The organism is Fulvivirga ulvae (assembly GCF_021389975.1).
GTDB classification, from domain to species: domain Bacteria; phylum Bacteroidota; class Bacteroidia; order Cytophagales; family Cyclobacteriaceae; genus Fulvivirga; species Fulvivirga ulvae.
In genome coordinates, this window is sequence record NZ_CP089981.1 from 3,273,542 (window position 1) to 3,291,440 (window position 17,899).

Here is a 17,899-nt window from a genome sequence, read left to right on the forward strand (position 1 = left end):
ATAAGACATGAACAACCTTAATAAATACATACTTATATTCCTGCTGTTCACCGGTTATAACAGCTATGGCCAGAACCCCATCACCTGGACCGACCTGGTGGGTGTAGAGATTCAGCCTGACAACACGCTGCTCAAAACCGCTGGCTGGGGAACCGATAATGGTGGCGCAGCCTCCGCAGAAATACTCCAGGCAGGCACTGATGGATGGGCGGAGTTTACCGTCTATCCCACCGGCTACGAACGCTACTTCGGCCTGACCCAAAATAATGTGGATGCCGCCAAAAACATGGATTATGCCATCAAGATCAGCAGCATCAACACTATAGTGGTCCAGGAGAGCGGGGTCTCCCGCGGAGGCTTCGGGAGCATAAGCGCCGGAGAAGTATTAAGGGTGGAGCGTACCGGTACCACCATTGAATATAAAAGGGACGGCTCCACCTTCCATACCTCCCAGGTGCCATCTACCACCACCCTGAGGGTGGATGTATCCCTCTACCATAGCAATGGTGAGATCAGGAACGGGACGCTCAACTTTGGAGCAGCCCATGTGGAAGCACCCAATGCCCCAACGGCCCTGCAAAGCACAACGGTAACATCAAACAGTGCAGGCCTGCAATGGGCAGATAATGCCAGTGATGAAACAGGGTTTATAATAGAAAGACAAAGTGGCACCGGCACTTACGAGCAGGTAGCCAACCTGCCTTCCAACACCACCAGCTACACTGATGGCACCGTGGCAGGAGCTGTCAGCTATACTTATCGAGTGTACGCCTATAACCCAGGAGGCAACTCCTCCTACAGCAATGCCCTGACCGTGACCACAAGCAGCACAGCAAGGGAAGGCTTTCCGGTGACCTGGACCGACCTTACAGGTGTAGAGATACTGGCGGATAATACTTTGCGCAAAATCGCAGGCTGGGGCACGGACAATGGCGGGGCCACTTCCGTGGAAATACTGCCGGCTGGTACAGACGGGTGGGCAGAGTTTATCGTCTATGCCACCGGCCATGAGCGCTATTTCGGCCTCACCGGAAACAGTACCGATGCCACCAGCAATATCGATTATGCCTTTAAAATCAGTAGCACTAATGGTCTGGTAGCGGCCGAGAAAGGCCAGAACCAAAGGGGGCTAGGTCATATTAAAGACGGGGACATACTTAGGATCAAAAGGGCAGGTACTTCGATTGAATACATAAAGAATGATACTACCTACTATACTTCGGAGGTTCCTTCAGCCGGCCCGCTGATGGTCGATGTAAGTATTTACCATACTTCCGGGGAGATCAGGGGATCGGCCATATCTTTTGAGGCAATGGTGGCTCCTGAAATACCTGCCGGTGTACAGGCCATAGCCACCGACTTTGACAAGAACCTCATCACCTGGGCAGCGCAGGACCCCGCCATAAGCTATGAGATAGAAAGATCGCTAAGCGAAACCGGTGGCTTTGCCAGGGTAGCTGCCACCGTTCGTGGGGCAGGTCAGTATAAAGACAGCAAACTTACCGGAGGCACTACCTATTACTATCGCGTAAGGGCCACTAACGGGCAGGAATTTTCAGCCTACAGCAATGTGGTGTCATCCACAACCAAAACTGCTGTAGCCACTGAAAACACACTGGCGCACAAACCGCAATATAATGGCAACATATCGGCCATTAAGTGGAAAGCCCATGGGGATGCGGAAGAAAAGCTGTACACCTACAGCTACGATGCCATGAACAGAATCAAAACGGCTCAATATGCCCAGGGGCATACCCAGACCAACAAAAGCTGGGTTACCGGGTCGGCACAAGGGGGCTATAGTGTAAATAATATCAACTATGACCTGAACGGCAACATCCAAAGCCTCAACCGGCAATCGATAGAAGAAGACCTGCGCACTATAGATGCTTTGACTTACAGCTATGCCAAAGGCGGCAATCAGCTCACGGCCGTCAGTGATGCCGCAGGCTGGGAAGGCTTTGCCGATAAAAACACTGTGGGCGACGACTATGAATACGATGCCAATGGCAATATGACCAGGGACAAGAACAAAGGCGTCACCATCACCTACAACCACCTAAACCTGCCGGTAAGGGTAGAGAAAGATGCCAATAACTACATCCTCTACCGCTACGATGCCACGGGAGTAAAACAGGAACAGGTCGTCTATGAGGAAGGCAAAGAACCAAAAAGCACCCGATATTTCGGAGAGCTGATCTATGAAGACGGTGAGCTGACGATGATCCAACATGAAGAAGGAAGGGTGGTGATCGATGAGATTACAGGCGGGTTTGAGTATCAGTACCATTTGCGCGACCATTTGGGAAATACAAGGCTGACCTTTACCACCAAGCCTAAAGTAATAGACTTCCCAGCCCGATTTGAAACAGAGACCTCTGCAGAGGAAGAGCAACTATACAGTGGTATAAATAACACACGGGTCAAGTTTCCCAGTGCCGATGCCGCCAATAGCGACATCAACGTGGCGGGAGACGATGAAGTGATAGGGTTAAACAACCAAATCTCCGCCGGGGCTGCCTTGAGCATACCCGTAGGCCCGGGCGATGAGCTGGACATGCAGGTGTATGGCTACTATGAAGCCGGAGATTATGGAGGCTTACAGACTGGCAATGCTGTACTGATGGCCGTAGCCGGGGCTTTTGGAGGCGCAAATGGTGGCAATACTTACGAGCAATCGACTTATGATGCCTTTAGCAGGGCAGATGGAGCAGGTATGTTGGTAAGCGGAAACGATGCAGGTGATGCGAGGCCAGCGGCCTACCTGAACTACATCCTGTTTGATGAACAGATGAACCCTTACAAATTTGGGCATGCCCAAATAGAAGGAACTGCCAATAGCCATGAGCTAGTGGCCTTGAATGATGTAGTTGTAGACAAGGCAGGCTTTGCCTATATTTACCTAAGCAATGAGAGCGACAGTCCATTGCCGGTGTTCTTTGACGATATGAAGGTGGTGGTCACGGAGTCCAACGTATTGGAAACCAGTGATTATTACCCGTATGGATTACAAATAGCCGGAGGCTTTAAGAGAGTTACTGCCAAGGAAAACAGGTTCAAATTTAACGGATTTGAATTACAGACGGGGCTTGATTGGGGTGTTTACGATTATAAAGCCAGACATTATGATCCAGTGTTAGGCCGCTTTTTAAATGTTGATCCTGCGGCTGATCTGATGAGACGGCACTCGCCTTACAACTATGCCTTTGATAATCCGATTAGGTTTATTGATCCTGATGGAATGTTGCCGGAAGAAACAGGAAAAGGGCCATGTGGTGATAAGCCTTGTCCAGAGGATAACAGGCGTGCGGGACAAAAATTTGCAGATGGTATAGGTAACGGTTTGGTTAGAACTGGGGAGGCATTTGAAAAGTTCTTAGACGACCCTGTAGCTGTACTTGATCAAGCCGAAGCAGCAGTGAAGGGCTTTCTTAAGGATCCGAAAGGAACTCTGGATGGAGTTGCCAGTGGTGTTGAAAACACACTCGTAGAAGCTTCTAATGATCCGGAAAAGGCAGGTGAATTAGTTTTTGATGTAGCATTGATAGTAGCTACTGATGGCTTAGCTCGTCAACTTGGGTTTGGAGATGATGTAATGAAGGGTCTACAAACGGAAGTAAACACAACTGCATCAGCGATGCAAAAAACAGGTCAGGCACCTGCTACAGTTGTTGGAGCTAGTTTGCCTAATGGAGCAACAAAAATAGCAAGAAGTGCGGGGCCTCCTACAATTATAGCTCCTTCATTGGAAAAAGCTGCAAATGAGCTTGGTGGAGTTGGAACCAAAAGAGCCGGAAATACTATTGGTTGTTGTGGGGAATTTCGTGCGGGAAATGAATTGTTGCTAGAAAATCCATATTATAAGCCTTCAGATATTCAATTTACTCCTGCTATTAGACCACGAACAGGTCAGGTTATTACTCCTTGTCAAAATTGTCAAGATATATTTAATATTAAGCAGTAAAACATTATTATGGAATATACAAGAGAAATTCAACCTAGCATAGATATAGACTGGTTTGCTATTGATAGCAATGGTATAATCATTCATTTTGCATCTGGAGGGGGATTGCTTCCTGTTTCCGTATCTTCATACAAAGAAGATACGGATATGCTATCTTCTTATTTTAGAAGCTTACCCTTAATTGATCAATCAGTACAGGTAAATGCTAGGTTGCATGAATTTGTGAAGCTTACAAATGAAGATAAAGAAAGGTATTTAGCTGATTTTCTCTCGATGTCAAAACGAGGAGTGTATTCCTTTGATAAAAGTTACCCAGGTGACTTTTTAAATAGAGACTATCATTTGGTTAGTTACCCTAAGCAACTTTTGTCAATAGATGTTTTGCCTGAGGAAGTTAAAAGTATCATTAGTCGAACCCAAATAGATGTTGATATTAGGAAAGTAACTTTACTATCCATTGATGATAAGGGAGAGGTTATCTATGAGACATAGGTATTAATAAGTCAAATTAATGATGAGTTGAAAGCCCCTCTAGCGCGGAAGTCACTTCCGTGATAAACTGAAATAGAAAGCCTTGCAGGAATGCGAGGCTTTTTTAATGCGCTAGTTTTTCCTGAAGGTCAGATTGCAGGACAAAGGCACCCAGGAACTCTTTAACAAGCTTTTTCTTTTCATTGGAGAGGTTATTTACCTTTTTATACAGGGACAAAAGTTCCTTATCAGAAATATTACCTTCGGCCACTTCATCGGCAGATCCACTCATTAAATAATCGGTAGTTATATCCAGGGCGTTGGCCAGTTTAGAAAGCACCTGGGTAGGGTCTTGCCAGGCTTCTTTCTTCAACTGAAAACTTCAACTGAAAGAAAAATTAATATATCTTAGGGCAGTGCTAAATTGCCCTGATGGAGTTTTTGAAGTGGCAAAAGTTGTGCAGGTGCATACTAAGTGTTCTTTGATGATATGAATGTGGTGCTGACGGAGAGTAATGTAGTGCAGAAGGATGATTATAGGCCTTTTGGGCTGACTTTCAATAGCTATCAAAGGGTGACAGCGAAAGATAATGTTTATAAATATTCAGGAAAAGAACGAATAGATGATCTTGGACTTGGATGGGATGACTTTGGAGCCAGAATATATATGCCAGAGATTGGTAAATGGAATGCGATAGATCCAATGGCTCATAAATACGATGTAGTTAGTCCTTATAACTATACACTGAACAATCCTATTTTGTTTGTTGATCCTGATGGAAGAGACAAAATATTTTCGGGGGTAACTCAAAAGGAACTTAAACTGCTAGAGGGTATTATAAATCAAGGCTTGCAGGGACAGTTTAAGGCCCGTTTCTCAAATGTTAAAGGAAAAAAGGGCACATTAAGTTTGTCGCTTGTGGCCACAAAAGGTGGTGGAGATATTAGTAAAATGACTGATGAAGGCAAAGCTTTTTATAATCATTTAAGTGATGGGATTAGCGATAAAGAAAATAACACTGAAGTAGGTGTCGTTTTTGGTGAAGCTGATATTAAGGTAGGTGATTTTGATAAAAGTCAAATAGATATAGCAGATATTGATCAGTTTAATGAAGGTGGTAGTGGAATTGATTATAGTAAACCTACCAAGGTAAGCTAATCCATGAGTTAGCCGAACAACATGAAAAATCAAAAGGCAGAGGATATGATGCTTCTCATAGAAAAGCTGTAAGTGCAGAAAATGATGTAAATGGTAATACTAGAATGGGTAAGCGAGCGGCAAATGGAAAGATTACGGATTCTGAATTTTATCAAGGGACTAGTAACATAAGGCAGTTTTTTAGAGAAAAAGATGGCTCCAAAACTTCGGTTATATATAAACATACTAGCGGTGTGATTAAGGTTCAACAGAGAAGACCTAAAGGACTGCCCAAAAATAAATAAGGATGAGAAATTATAGGATTAAATATCTTGTTACAATTTTAATGTTCATCCTATTGTTAGGGTGTCATTCCAATCGATTACTCATGAACGAATGCAGTATCTTTGATGATAACTGTGATATAGAGACATGTGAAAAGTTTCAAGACGCATTAATAGAAGTACAACTGTCTTATGATAACTACCCTATATCACTATACAAAGTACAAGAGGCAATTACATATCTTGAAGAAGTTACGGGAATAAAAAGTAATGTAAATAGTTATGAAATACCTGTCTATTCGACCAAAGATGAGATGTTGAAAGATATTCAAGCGTGGATCAAATGGTTTGAAGAAAATATTTGTAAACAGCCATCGAAAGAGGGAGGCTCTAGCTAGCACCGGAATAATTTAAAATGGAAAGTCTTGCAATGTGCAGGGCTTTTTACTTACCCATGACGTGTTACCAATAAATAGAGTATATAATGAGAGTTATAAGAATAATTGCAACTATTGCCGTTTTTATGATGTGTCAATCTAATGCATATTCGCAACTTAAATTTCCGAATATTCTATCTGAGAGTGAGAATTTTATAGTTATAGAGAACGGGTTTGTTGATTCGCTATCCACTGATTTTGATCTGACCAAAGTCCAATCTGGTAATTTCGCTATTGGCTATAATGGAAGCACTTATATTTTTAATAGTGTAGTGTCAGGAGAAACTAATTTTTTTTTTATGAAGGAGCAAATAGGTTCAAGTAATGAGGTCTATGATAATCGTGGGGTTTTTATTGAAAATGATAGCATTATTTTATACGTTGGTTTTAAGCTAAAAGGATCGAGAAGTGATTTTCTGCCGTATGCGGAAATTGACTTAATTAGGAATGGTGACTTTAACGAAATCCACTCAGTAATGGTGCTAGATAAGAATCTAAAGACTAAGTGTATCGTATATTATGAGGCAGGAAAGGCCTTGTTTGTTGACAAACTATTTTATAATGAGGAAGGAAGGGTGAATGCGATATTTGCCGGAACTTCAGCAGATATCAGAAAATTGGACTTAGAGTTTAATATTTTAGATGGGTTTACAGATTTAACTAGAGGAAAAGTACCTCTTCGTGCAATCTCTCCTCGAATTCCTCACGTTAATCATGATTATTTTGCGTATCTCTGGTTATTTCAAGGTATTTATGAAAATGAGTTAAGTAATAGTAGAATACATCCAGATCTGTTTAATATATATAAAAATTGATTTTAAGGCTATTATATTAGCTCTTTCAGTCGGTCGTTTTCTGTGAGGTGGCCAATATCTTTTCATACCATTGGTATGGGATAAATTTATGAAGCAGTAAAGAAATGAGATTTTTTATAGCGTTATTGTTACTATTCTTAATTAGTTCCTCTGTTGTTTATGCGCAGAGAGAAGATTCTTCAGCATCAGACTCTGTTGATCATCATCATTATTTGGTTTATTTTGACCCGAACCCAAACGACTTCGTTAATAAAAATTTAAGAAAGTATTTCACGAAAAATGAAAGAAAAAAATTAAGAGATGCAAGGCTGATCTCGGTCAATGCCGTCATTGACATAGAAGAACATGCAATTATTAGACTTTATTCATCAGATTCGGTAAAAGTTAATGACCAACTTATGGAAAAGTTAATAAATATAATTGCGAATAACATAACTGTTTCGCCAAAAAAACTCCCATTTCAAGTCGAGGATAAAAAATATATGGAAAGGGTATTTTACTTAACTACCCATAATTACTGATACGTATGCCCATTCTGGTTCAAAGTATAAAATATAGAAAGCCTTGCAGTAAATGCAGGGCTTTTTTCTATGAGCATCGGGAGAAGTAAGACTAATATTTTACTTTATTCTGTAGAGATATTCAATCCCCATCATTACTAAGGCTGTTGCTGGGGCTTTTTGGCGAAGCCAATAGTGGAAATACCTACGAGTAATCGACGTATAATGCTTTTAGCAGAGCGGATGATAATAGTATGATGGTAGCAGGTAACAATGCGGGAAGCACTGTCCCGGCAGCTTATCTGAATAGGGATTAGGCATTATTTTTTCCTTGCGGTGACAATACTTTTGAGAGAGGTTTATGGTAAGGTAATTTCGAAAGCTGATTTAAAGGAATTTCTCAACAATTGGGTTGAGAAATAAAAGTGAGCAAGAAAAAAGGAGGAAGCTAAGAAAAACCTAAAACCGTTAATTAATTTATTAACAATTTTGATTCTCTGGAAGAAGGGACGTATGAATGGGATGGAGATGATTTTAATAAGGTAGATTAATTTTATATATGAAAAATATCAGTCTAATTTTTATAGTAGTACTTTCTGTTTTTTTATGTTGTACTCATGATAAGAAAGACATCAATTCGAAAAAGCCAATAGCGATGGTTAATATAGAATTTGATTCAATATGTTTAGACAAGAAAAAGTTGATTGAAACAGTTTTAAATAATCCTGATCTTATTAGATATTCAAGGTTGAAAAACGTAAAAAAAGTATTTGCGGTTATTCTTATAGATTTTAATAGTGATTATGATGATTGCAAGTTACCTCCTTACATTCAAGGCGGTGATACTTTAGAAATTAAGAGTGAAAAGGATTCAGTGAATACGATGAACATACCAATTTATGAGTTTAAAGAAGTAAATATTGTTGGCGATTCTGCTTATATATATGTGGAATTTGATATTTCAGGAGCTATTGCTTATGGCAGTTTAAGTAGATTAAAAGGAGACTGGGTACCTGATAGCGCGTTTATTATGGGTGTTAGGTAGTTTCAGTTTGCAATGGTTTTGCCTAGAGGAATTACATGAAAAGCCTTGCAGAGATGCAGGGTTTTTATCATTTATGACTATAGACTCCAACTGATCCAGCATGAAGAAGAACAAAAAGAAAATGCTAATGAGGAGTTTAGTGATTGCGTGAAAAGAAGTGATTGTACATAAAAAAGCAAAAAATGACAAGCGAAGAAAAAATAGTCAGTGATATAAAATCTTATGGTTGGCACATTATCAATGTGTTTGAAGGAAGTGAGAGCTACCAATTTTCCTATACAATCGGATTATATAGAACATATAATGTACCCGAATTGGTTATATCAGGTTTGCCTCGAGAGATAAGTTGTCCGATCCTGAGTCATATTGTTGAAGATATAAAGAATGGTAAAAGAATGAGTTCCAATATGAAGTCAGTAGATTATATAGAAGGATACAGCTGTTACTTTGGTTTGGTAGATAAATCAAAGTATGCAGAGTACTTTGGGAAGGCTCTTTGGTATTATAAGGGTAATAACTTTCCAATGCTACAATGTGCATGGCCTAATAGAGATAACCTCTTTCCGTGGGAAGCGGAAATGGTTATTAATCAGGATATTTTATTCAATAATTAGAGTGCTTGTGAAATTATTTTTTTGTTTGGACATGGAGGCAAGAACAGACTCAGTCAGGGAAGGAAAGAAGGGATACCAGTGGCTACAGGATGCAAGAACCTTGAAAATGCACTCAGGAAATGTTCCCAGCTGTCCTTAGTCTTCCGGTAGGGTGGCTAAGAACTTGTAAATGAAATAAAGTGTCTGTGACACGGCAAACTAGAAACCTAGGAATTTACTTCCAAGATGAATTGAAATATAGAAGCCTTGTCGCAATACGAGGCTTTTTTACTTTACAGGGCCCTAAGCCTAGCGGCTTTAATTACTATGGGAATATCATTTTTATAGACTTTGACTTTAAAAAACTCCAATCCTTTGCCGAAGTATTAAAGTCAAAGGGCTATGATTTTGTAGATATTTTTAAAGCAGAAATGGAAGAAGGAAGTAATGTTCAAGAGTACTATTTACAAGTAGAAAAAGTAGAGAAACATAATGTGAATAGCCTAATGAGAAGAAATAATGAATTTTATGAGCTGGCTATTACTCAAAAGGGCATGTTTTATGATGGCTTTGATACATGGAAGCCATAAATTGATGCGAATAGATTGAGCTTGCCAACTGTCCATAATCTCAATAGCGTGGAAGTTACTCACCATCAATTAACGGTCGGTCTCTATTAATGTGAAATCTATTGTTTACAAATGTTTAATCGAAGTTACTACTATTGCTGAAAAGGCGTTATTTGCAAAATATTCAAATATCACTTTTTAGTTAATTTTTATACTTAAATAAAATTCAATTTATCGAACTATGAAATTAAATGTGTTGGCTCTGATGGTCTTGCTTTTCTGTATTCATGTGGCGGAGGCTCAGGTGCAAAATGACAGGGGAACTGTTACTCTTAAAAATGGTGAAAAGGTAGAGGGGCTGATCCGCTACAGTTATGATGAAGCCGGTAAAGTTATAGTGGAGGCCGGGCAAGGAAAGCAAACCTACTCTCCAAATGATGTTGAGAACATTGTGCTGGAAAATGGACGAAGGCTGGTCTCTAAAGTTTATGATAAAGCCTCTGGGCAAGCTTTGATCCTTCAATCGATCATTGAATCTACAGGCATCAGTTTATACAGCGAGGAAAAGTCGGATGTGCTTAGGTATTATGCAGAGAAGGAGGGCGAAATGCACCTGCTGACCAATAACAAAGTAAAAGTAGTAAGAGACAATGTTCCGTATCACCGGGATGATAAAAAGTACATTGGCCAGCTGACTATTTTGATGTCGGACAGGCCGGAGCTGGTTAGCAAGCTGAAAGACATTAAATTAAAGGAAGCCGACCTGATCAGGGTGATCCAGGCCTACAATCGTGGTGATGTTTCATATTTTATGGAGTCAGATAACTCCTTGAGCCGCCAGCCTAACTGGTTGTATTTTATGCAGTACTCACACTATGGTACTTTCCTGCTGGATGATGTAGTCGGTGGAGGCGGTATGGCCGGCTTTCAGTTTTATTTTGCCAAAGAGAAGCGCAGCTCCCTTAAGTTTGGTTTTAACCATTCCCAATACAAGTACAACGATGAAGAAAAAGCCAATGTATCAAGCATGAATCTATACTACCAGCTTGATGCAGTAAGGAAAGAAAAATGCACTTTATATTTTCTGATGCATCTTATTGATGTTTCGCATGTCACCACCAGTGGGGACAATCGTTTTATTGATGATGGCTTTACAGTTCACCCAAGGTTAAGTCCGGGTATGGGCTTTGAGCTCAAAACGGGCTCCCGATTCGGACTATATGGTGAACTGAACCACGTTTTTCAGATGGATGCACTGCCGCTAAACTACAGCTTTGGCTTCAGGTATGACATTGGAGAGAGTGCGTGGTGAGTTTAACAAAAACTAAAGAAAAGAGGCCGCTTCAAAAGCAGCGGCCTCAGCTTTTTGTTTAGGAGTTATCTCAGGTAGGTACCGAATATGCTTACTTTGTTGAGGTAACCTTTTTTCTTTCCGCTACTCTACCTTAGAGAAATTCGTCATCTCACAATTGTAATTCTTGATAAAGAAATCATCCATTTCATCCGCCTTGAGCGATAATTGCGTCAGGTTCTTTTTGATCTCTTCCCTGAAAGAAGTATAAAGATCTGAAATGGCTACCCTGTAGGAAATAAAGATCTGGTTTTGATAAATGCCAAGCTGATACGGCTCAACAGGATTGCTCAGCAAGTACTTCAAAAGAGCTTCCAGGTTTCCTTTAGGCAGTTTGTTTAACGGAGAGGTTGCATACAGGTAGTTTTTGTTATAGGTAAATATCCTGATCTGCGAGCTGCCCTGATGGAACTCCCAGGCTTCAACCCCTGATCTTGCCAGCACGGGATTGATACCAAGGCCGGAAATGGCTCCTTCTACAAACTGCGCCAGGTCGGTAAGTGGTATTTCGTCAAAGTACTTGAGGTCAATATTCACACCGCAGCTTGCACAGTACTCCGTAGGAGTGGTGATCAGCTCAGCACATGAGCTGCACTTCAATGCCATCGATTTTTCAGTATGCGAACTCACGGAATCCAACTCTTCATGTAACACTGCTGCAGGAATGGCAAACCCCATATTGTCAGCATTTTGAAATTTTGAAGTAGCTATACCTATCAAAGTTCCGTCAGCTGCTACCACCGGGCCTCCGCTGTTGCCCGGGTTGACAGCAGCATCGGTTTGAATGTAATGCTTGCCGGACATCAGTTGCCTGGGGGCAGAAACTATTCCTTCAGTAATGGTATACGGCATGCCATACGGAAAGCCAAGCACATAAACAGATTCACTGTGGCTGACTGTTCTGTCTGTCTGGTAAACCAGGGGCTGTGCATCAGGAGCTTCATGTCCGGACACCAGAAAAGCGATGTCAACATCAGGGTTAATGAAGATCACATCGGCCAGATAGCGGTTCATTTTGTGGTCTTCTAGTGTAACCTGCCTGTTTCCGGCTATAACATGATAGTTAGTTACCCATATATTTCTATCCTTCAATATGAAACCCGTTCCGCTTCCTTTGGAGGTAATTATTTTATATACGTTTGATTTTATATTTTCTATACTCATGGTTATCTAAATAATGGTTTGACAATTAGCTGGCTGTTGCCACGGAATCAGTTCCGGCAAGGGCATTATACTTTTGCTCATTCATAATGGTTTCCATAGCCTCCATTAAAATGGCAGCTGCATCATTCCATGAGGTTCCTCCGGCCCTTTCCAAAGCAGAAGTGATCAGGTTTTTAGGCGTCTCGTCTACCATATTGTAATAGAAAAGACTATAAAAATCTTTAAGAAGGGTGAGTGTGGCGCCAAGGTAGTCCGCTTTCTTAATTTCGTCCTGCGCAGTTTCATAGCCTCTTTTAAAGTTATTTCTTGTCGTTTGCAGGTTAAACGTATATTTATAAGGCACAAACGTCTCTATAACATAAATATCGCCCAGGAACTCGTCCTTGTCATAATTTTTAAGTTTCTGGAGGAATGTCTTGGCCCTGTGGATACGATCAGGGTATGGGTCGCGACCCATCAGATCGGCGATGGCATTTTCAAGCTCAGTCCTCAGGTAACCTTGAGGAGAGACATAGAAATCAATTTTCATAAGCAGTATTTGAAATACATCATAAAGGAATGCATCCCAACGCTTTCCTTCAAAGTAGGTAATATAGTCTTCAGCCTCCTTGATATACTCCTGGATGGTCTGCCATGTTTTATCTAACTGATCGGTGGTAAATCGCTGTATCTGAGGCTCCCGCATTCGGGCAGCCTGAAATTTCTCAATAAACAGATCATCATATTTATCAGCATTGACACAGATCTCCCGAAGCGCATCATATACTTTATAAGGTTCACACATGCCAAGAGGCGAACTAAAATGAAAGGTAAGCTGATCGTCGTTGTCCAGAATAATCCTTGTCATCATAAGCGGGTGGAAGTTCAACTCCGCCACCTGACGCAGTAAGGGAACTGCCGGGCCATTTTGAAGTTTAATGAAAGGTGCCTCGACATGAAGCCGGTCATTTTGTATTTTAATATTTACGACAACAGACCCATGAGGAATATTAAATTCCGTTTGATCGGCATTTCCTGTTTTGCCGGCCAGGTCAGGATCTATATATTTCAGGATACCTGTAATTGCTTCCTTAAAGTTTCCGTTGTCATAAGCTTCCAGCACTTTCGGCCAATAGCCTACATTCATTTTATTAGCCGTCTTTCCAAGGGCTGAATGATAAAAAGATGGAGATGTGTTCATTGGTTTAGTTTGTTGTAAATTTTAAATCAGGAATCATTTTTTAAATATAATTCCCATTTATCTCGCACCAATATAAAGATTTTTTGAAAAAAATGTGTGATAGTGATAATTGCATTTGATGAAATATAGTGTTAAAGATGAACTCCAAACAGCAAATACCACGATGCAACTGAGGCCATATATCCTATGAAAGCGGGTAATGTGCCTAATTTCACATACCTGACAATGGTCAGCTCTTTTACCTGGCCCATAGCCGCTACTCCTGCAGCCGATCCGATAATGAGTATGCTGCCTCCCGTACCGGCAGTAATGGCTAATAAAACCCAATAAGTAAATGTGATGCCTTCGGGAAGCATCTTAATAACCGCAGCGGTTAGCGGCACATTATCCACAACAGCAGATAGCAGACCCAGTGAAGTATGTCCGATAATAATTGCCATAGGGTTTGCGGCCGGGTTATCTCCGAAAATTAACAGTGCAACGTCCCGCAATACACCGTGGTAGTTGAGCGCGCCTACTGCCAGCAGTATACCAATGAAGAAGTTAAGGGTGGCCATATCTATGGTTTTGATGATGTTTACTATGTGGCCCGCCCTTTTCTTAAGTGTTCCTTTTTTCAGGCGGTAGTCAATTACAATTGCGCAGGCTCCAAGGCCAAGCAAAATACCTATAAAAGGGGGAAGGTGGAATAGGTTAACAACCACTGCAAACCCAAAGGTGAAAAGGCCAATAAATATAATACTCCACTGCAGGGGCAGTACTTCTTCAGTTTCCCTGCTTTTGCGGTCCTCATTGGTTATTTTTAAAGTTAACATAGCCTGCGGTACTATCCATGCTATAACTGAGGGTATGAATCCATAAAAAAGAATTTGCCAGGCAGTAAACTTACTGGCCAGCCATAGCATAATAGTAGTTACATCTCCGACCGGCGACATGGCACCCCCGGCATTGGCTGCAATCACAATATTAATAACATATACCACAAAGTTCCGTTTCCTGATATAAAGGTGCCGGCCGATCTGGATCATGATCAGTGTGCTGGTGAGGTTATCCAACAGTGCCGATGCTATAAAAGTAGTAAGCCCCATCAGCCAGAAGAGCTGCCTGTCAGATATTTTTAATATCAGCAACTTGGATTCTACCCAGGTGAAAAAACGGAAATGTGCCATCATTTCTACGAGCGTCATGGCCCCCATAAGGAATACAATGAGGGCAAATATTTCGGCAGACTCATGTAGCATGGCTTCCCTAAGCAGATCCTCGTCTTCACCAATAGCTACAACTATCCACATGATGGACCCGGTGAAAAGGGCTATCCAGCTCTTGTTGACCTGGAGATTGTGCTCGAACGCAATGGCAGTGAAACCAATAATGAAAATGCTAATAAGGAGGACTGATTCGCTATCGTACATAGTGGTAACTTGTTATAAACGATAATGAAGGCACGGCACTTACCGTAACCTTAGATGAATTGGCTTAAAAGGTAACAATCGCCGTTACCTAAGTGTTATGATGTTTAATCATATGTTAAAATAACGGGGTGGCTTTTGAGATTAATGCGAAGAGGGTGAGAATGTTACTATTTGTATGCTGTTAAACTGAAATGCATCGCCTTTCTTAGACCTTTACGAAATTGTCCTTTTGGAACCTTTATCGTACCTTTGTATTTGGTAAAACAGAAATAAAACACCTAATATAATGATCGAGGAAAAATTAAAATACAAGGTCAAAGATATTTCTTTGGCAGCATGGGGCCGTAAGGAAATTGAACTTGCAGAGGCGGAAATGCCCGGACTGATGGCACTTCGTGAAGAGTACGGAAAAGAGAAACCTCTGAAAGGAGCCAGAATTGCAGGCTGTTTGCATATGACTATCCAGACCGCAGTTTTAATAGAGACTTTGGTGGACCTTGGTGCCGACGTTACCTGGTCTTCATGCAACATATTCTCTACTCAGGATCATGCTGCTGCTGCCATTGCGGCCGCAGGTATTCCTGTTTATGCATGGAAAGGAATGAACGCTGAGGAATTTGACTGGTGTATTGAGCAGACCCTTATTTTTCCTGATGGTCAGCCTCTCAATATGATATTGGATGATGGTGGTGACCTTACCAATATGGTTTTTGATAAATACCCTCAATACGTTCAGGGTATCAAAGGGCTTTCTGAAGAAACAACCACCGGAGTTCACAGACTTATCGAAAGAGAGAAGAACGGTACTTTGGTTATGCCGGCTATCAATGTGAACGACTCGGTAACCAAGTCTAAATTTGATAACAAGTATGGTTGTAAAGAATCACTCGTAGATGCTATCAGAAGAGCAACCGATGTGATGATGGCCGGAAAAGTAGCTGTTGTAGGTGGTTATGGTGATGTTGGTAAAGGTTCTGCTGCTTCATTGAGAGGAGCAGGGGCCAGGGTTATCGTTACTGAAATTGACCCTATCTGTGCACTTCAGGCTGCCATGGACGGTTTTGAAGTGAAGAGAATGGATGACGCGGTGAAAGAAGCTGATATTGTAGTTACCGCCACAGGTAACAAAGACATCATCGTGGGACGTCACTTTGAAAGTATGAAAGATAAAACCATCGTTTGTAACATTGGCCACTTCGATAACGAGATTGATGTTGCCTGGTTGAACAAAAATGCTGAAAAAGATGAGATCAAGCCTCAGGTTGACAAATACAGATTATCAAATGGTAATGATATAATTCTTTTGGCTGAAGGAAGATTAGTAAACCTTGGATGTGCTACCGGTCACCCTTCCTTCGTAATGTCTAACTCATTTACTAACCAGACATTGGCTCAGATTGAACTCTGGAACAATACTGAGAATTACGAAAACAAAGTTTACACTTTGCCAAAGCATCTGGATGAGAAAGTAGCCAGACTCCACCTTCAAAAAATTGGTGTTGAGCTGGAAGAGCTTAGCGAAGACCAGGCGAAATACATCGGAGTTACCGTAGAAGGTCCTTTTAAACCTGATTACTACAGGTATTAATAGGGAACTCTCCTGATGATAAAAATAAAGGCTGCCTTGTTGAAGGGCAGCCTTTTTAGTTTTTGCTCAGAATTTCAATCAATATTGCATTTCAGTTCTTCTACCTTTGAAAAATGGTCTGAGAACAACCTTATCCAGCAGAAGCAGGGCAAGTATCAATACTGTAAACAGCAGCCCGTCCGTAATGATCTTTAAATTAACACTATCAGGAAGCTGAACATCCGGCATTTCCATTAGGTTCCCTATCTGAGGCAGGTCGACAGCATCAAACATATCCAGACTAAGCATGCTCTCTGTCATGTACAATGAACCGGCGATTACGGTTAGCAGAGCCAGGATAAGAATGATCAACCCGTTTTTTCTGGAATAAGTTACGCTTTTGGCTATGGGCTTATCCAGGTTGGCCATTACCTTACTGCTGAAATTCTTTGAAGGTGTTTGCAGAGCCGCAGTCATTAGCAGTAGCTGGTCGGTCTTTTTGAGCTCCTCCAGCCGGGAAGCAACCTGAGGCTGATCACATGCCTTTTCGACCCTGGCAGCTTCTTCTCTGCTCAATAACCCGTCTATATAATCCAGCAGCAGCTCGTCTGTTATTTTTAATGGCTTTTCCATAACTATAAATTTAATGCCTCTTCCTTTAATATTGTTTTCATTTCGTCGGCTAATTTTTTTCGGGCCCTGTGCAGCCTCACTTTAGCCGTATTAAAACTCATATTGGTTATTTCTGCGATTTCGTCAAGCGAAAAATCTTTTAAATAAAACAGCGTAAGTATACTTCGATCTATTTCCGGGAGCTTTCCCAGCGCCTGTTTAATAAACCTTTTTTGATCCTGCAGCTCCACCTCGGGAGCAGAGCTGTCATAGTAGGTATACTTCACCGTATCCAGGCTTTCTTTCTTTATTTTTTGTTTTCTCTTACAGGTAATGGCCGTATTAAAGACTATCCTGTAAAGCCAGGTGGAGAATTTTGATTGTCGGTTAAAGCCGGCAAGGTTTTGATAAGCTTTGATGAAACTATCATGAGCGACCTCCTCGGCATCTTCCCGGTTGTTCAGGATGTTCAGGGCAATAGTAAAAGCATAGTTCTTATGCTTCTCTATAAGCTGATTATAGAGTTCACGTTTGCCTCCCAGCACCTTGTCTATTATGATGAGATCATCCAAATTCTTCACGCCGCTTTGACGCAGGTTAATCAACTTAAGTTACAGCTATTTTTAAATTTTTTCAATGGATACGTGGCAGGCCCATTGTCATCCTGAATTTTCACTGAGTAGTGGAGAAGATATCTGAACCTCAGCTAAAAGCATACCTGTTAAAGCAATTCCACTAACAGGCTGATGTGTACTACTAACTTCCTCCTCAATGCTGTTAAGGCGCTAAACTACATT

Annotated in this window: 17 protein-coding genes; 11 read left to right on the forward strand and 6 right to left on the reverse strand. The window is 41.2% G+C overall.

Annotated elements, in window-relative coordinates; translation table 11 throughout:
• Positions 1-7 precede the first annotated feature (7 nt).
• Both LVD17_RS13830 and LVD17_RS13835 read left to right on the forward strand, forming a co-directional pair.
• Positions 8-3,964, forward strand: a complete 3,957-nt coding sequence (locus LVD17_RS13830; protein ID WP_233767639.1) for an RHS repeat-associated core domain-containing protein — start codon at positions 8-10, stop codon at positions 3,962-3,964.
• Positions 3,965-3,973: 9 nt separating this feature from the next.
• Positions 3,974-4,456: a hypothetical protein gene (locus LVD17_RS13835; protein WP_233767641.1), complete on the forward strand. Its 483-nt coding sequence runs from the start codon at positions 3,974-3,976 to the stop codon at positions 4,454-4,456.
• Between the two features lie 103 nt (positions 4,457-4,559).
• Here the strand turns inward: LVD17_RS13835 and LVD17_RS13840 are convergent, their stop codons facing one another.
• Positions 4,560-4,808: a hypothetical protein gene (locus LVD17_RS13840; RefSeq protein WP_233767643.1), complete on the reverse strand. Its 249-nt coding sequence runs from the start codon at positions 4,806-4,808 to the stop codon at positions 4,560-4,562.
• A 102-nt stretch (positions 4,809-4,910) separates the two neighbouring features.
• Between LVD17_RS13840 and LVD17_RS13845 the strand changes: the two genes are divergently transcribed.
• The 8 genes from LVD17_RS13845 to LVD17_RS13880 all read left to right on the forward strand — a co-directional run bounded on the left by LVD17_RS13845 (position 4,911) and on the right by LVD17_RS13880 (position 11,128).
• Entirely contained in the window at positions 4,911-5,594 is a 684-nt protein-coding gene (locus tag LVD17_RS13845; RefSeq protein WP_233767645.1) for an RHS repeat-associated core domain-containing protein, read from the forward strand.
• A gap of 367 nt (positions 5,595-5,961) precedes the next feature.
• Positions 5,962-6,255, forward strand: coding sequence for a hypothetical protein (locus tag LVD17_RS13850; RefSeq protein WP_233767647.1), 294 nt, complete (start codon positions 5,962-5,964; stop codon positions 6,253-6,255).
• An 86-nt stretch (positions 6,256-6,341) separates the two neighbouring features.
• Positions 6,342-7,109, forward strand: a complete 768-nt coding sequence (locus LVD17_RS13855) for a hypothetical protein (protein ID WP_233767649.1) — start codon at positions 6,342-6,344, stop codon at positions 7,107-7,109.
• Between the two features lie 104 nt (positions 7,110-7,213).
• Positions 7,214-7,630: a hypothetical protein gene (locus LVD17_RS13860; protein ID WP_233767651.1), complete on the forward strand. Its 417-nt coding sequence runs from the start codon at positions 7,214-7,216 to the stop codon at positions 7,628-7,630.
• Positions 7,631-8,168: 538 nt separating this feature from the next.
• Positions 8,169-8,654 (forward strand): hypothetical protein, encoded by a 486-nt coding sequence (locus LVD17_RS13865; protein ID WP_233767653.1) that lies wholly within the window; start codon positions 8,169-8,171, stop codon positions 8,652-8,654.
• A gap of 182 nt (positions 8,655-8,836) precedes the next feature.
• Entirely contained in the window at positions 8,837-9,268 is a 432-nt protein-coding gene (locus LVD17_RS13870) for a DUF4262 domain-containing protein (protein ID WP_233767655.1), read from the forward strand.
• 230 nt (positions 9,269-9,498) lie between these two features.
• Positions 9,499-9,837, forward strand: coding sequence for a ribonuclease E inhibitor RraB (locus LVD17_RS13875; RefSeq protein WP_233767656.1), 339 nt, complete (start codon positions 9,499-9,501; stop codon positions 9,835-9,837).
• A 220-nt stretch (positions 9,838-10,057) separates the two neighbouring features.
• Positions 10,058-11,128 carry a hypothetical protein gene (locus LVD17_RS13880; protein ID WP_233767658.1) on the forward strand — a complete coding sequence of 357 codons (1,071 nt, stop codon included), beginning with the start codon at positions 10,058-10,060 and terminating at the stop codon, positions 11,126-11,128.
• A 123-nt stretch (positions 11,129-11,251) separates the two neighbouring features.
• On the opposite strand, the gene LVD17_RS13885 is transcribed toward LVD17_RS13880, so the two are convergent.
• From LVD17_RS13885 to nhaD, 3 genes are all read right to left on the reverse strand, one after another.
• On the reverse strand, positions 11,252-12,331 hold the full coding sequence (locus LVD17_RS13885) for a trypsin-like peptidase domain-containing protein (RefSeq protein WP_233767659.1): 1,080 nt from the start codon (positions 12,329-12,331) through the stop codon (positions 11,252-11,254).
• A 25-nt stretch (positions 12,332-12,356) separates the two neighbouring features.
• Positions 12,357-13,511 carry a hypothetical protein gene (locus LVD17_RS13890; protein ID WP_233767661.1) on the reverse strand — a complete coding sequence of 385 codons (1,155 nt, stop codon included), beginning with the start codon at positions 13,509-13,511 and terminating at the stop codon, positions 12,357-12,359.
• Between the two features lie 131 nt (positions 13,512-13,642).
• A complete protein-coding gene (gene nhaD, locus LVD17_RS13895) occupies positions 13,643-14,923 on the reverse strand; it encodes a sodium:proton antiporter NhaD (protein WP_233767663.1) in 1,281 nt (426 codons plus the stop codon).
• 286 nt (positions 14,924-15,209) lie between these two features.
• Between nhaD and ahcY the strand changes: the two genes are divergently transcribed.
• Positions 15,210-16,511, forward strand: coding sequence for an adenosylhomocysteinase (gene ahcY, locus LVD17_RS13900; RefSeq protein ID WP_233767665.1), 1,302 nt, complete (start codon positions 15,210-15,212; stop codon positions 16,509-16,511).
• A gap of 78 nt (positions 16,512-16,589) precedes the next feature.
• Here ahcY and LVD17_RS13905 read toward each other — a convergent pair whose 3' ends face one another.
• Positions 16,590-17,123, reverse strand: coding sequence for an anti-sigma factor family protein (locus LVD17_RS13905; RefSeq protein WP_233767667.1), 534 nt, complete (start codon positions 17,121-17,123; stop codon positions 16,590-16,592).
• 2 nt (positions 17,124-17,125) lie between these two features.
• A complete protein-coding gene (locus LVD17_RS13910; RefSeq protein ID WP_233767668.1) occupies positions 17,126-17,683 on the reverse strand; it encodes an RNA polymerase sigma factor in 558 nt (185 codons plus the stop codon).
• Positions 17,684-17,899: the final 216 nt, after the last annotated feature.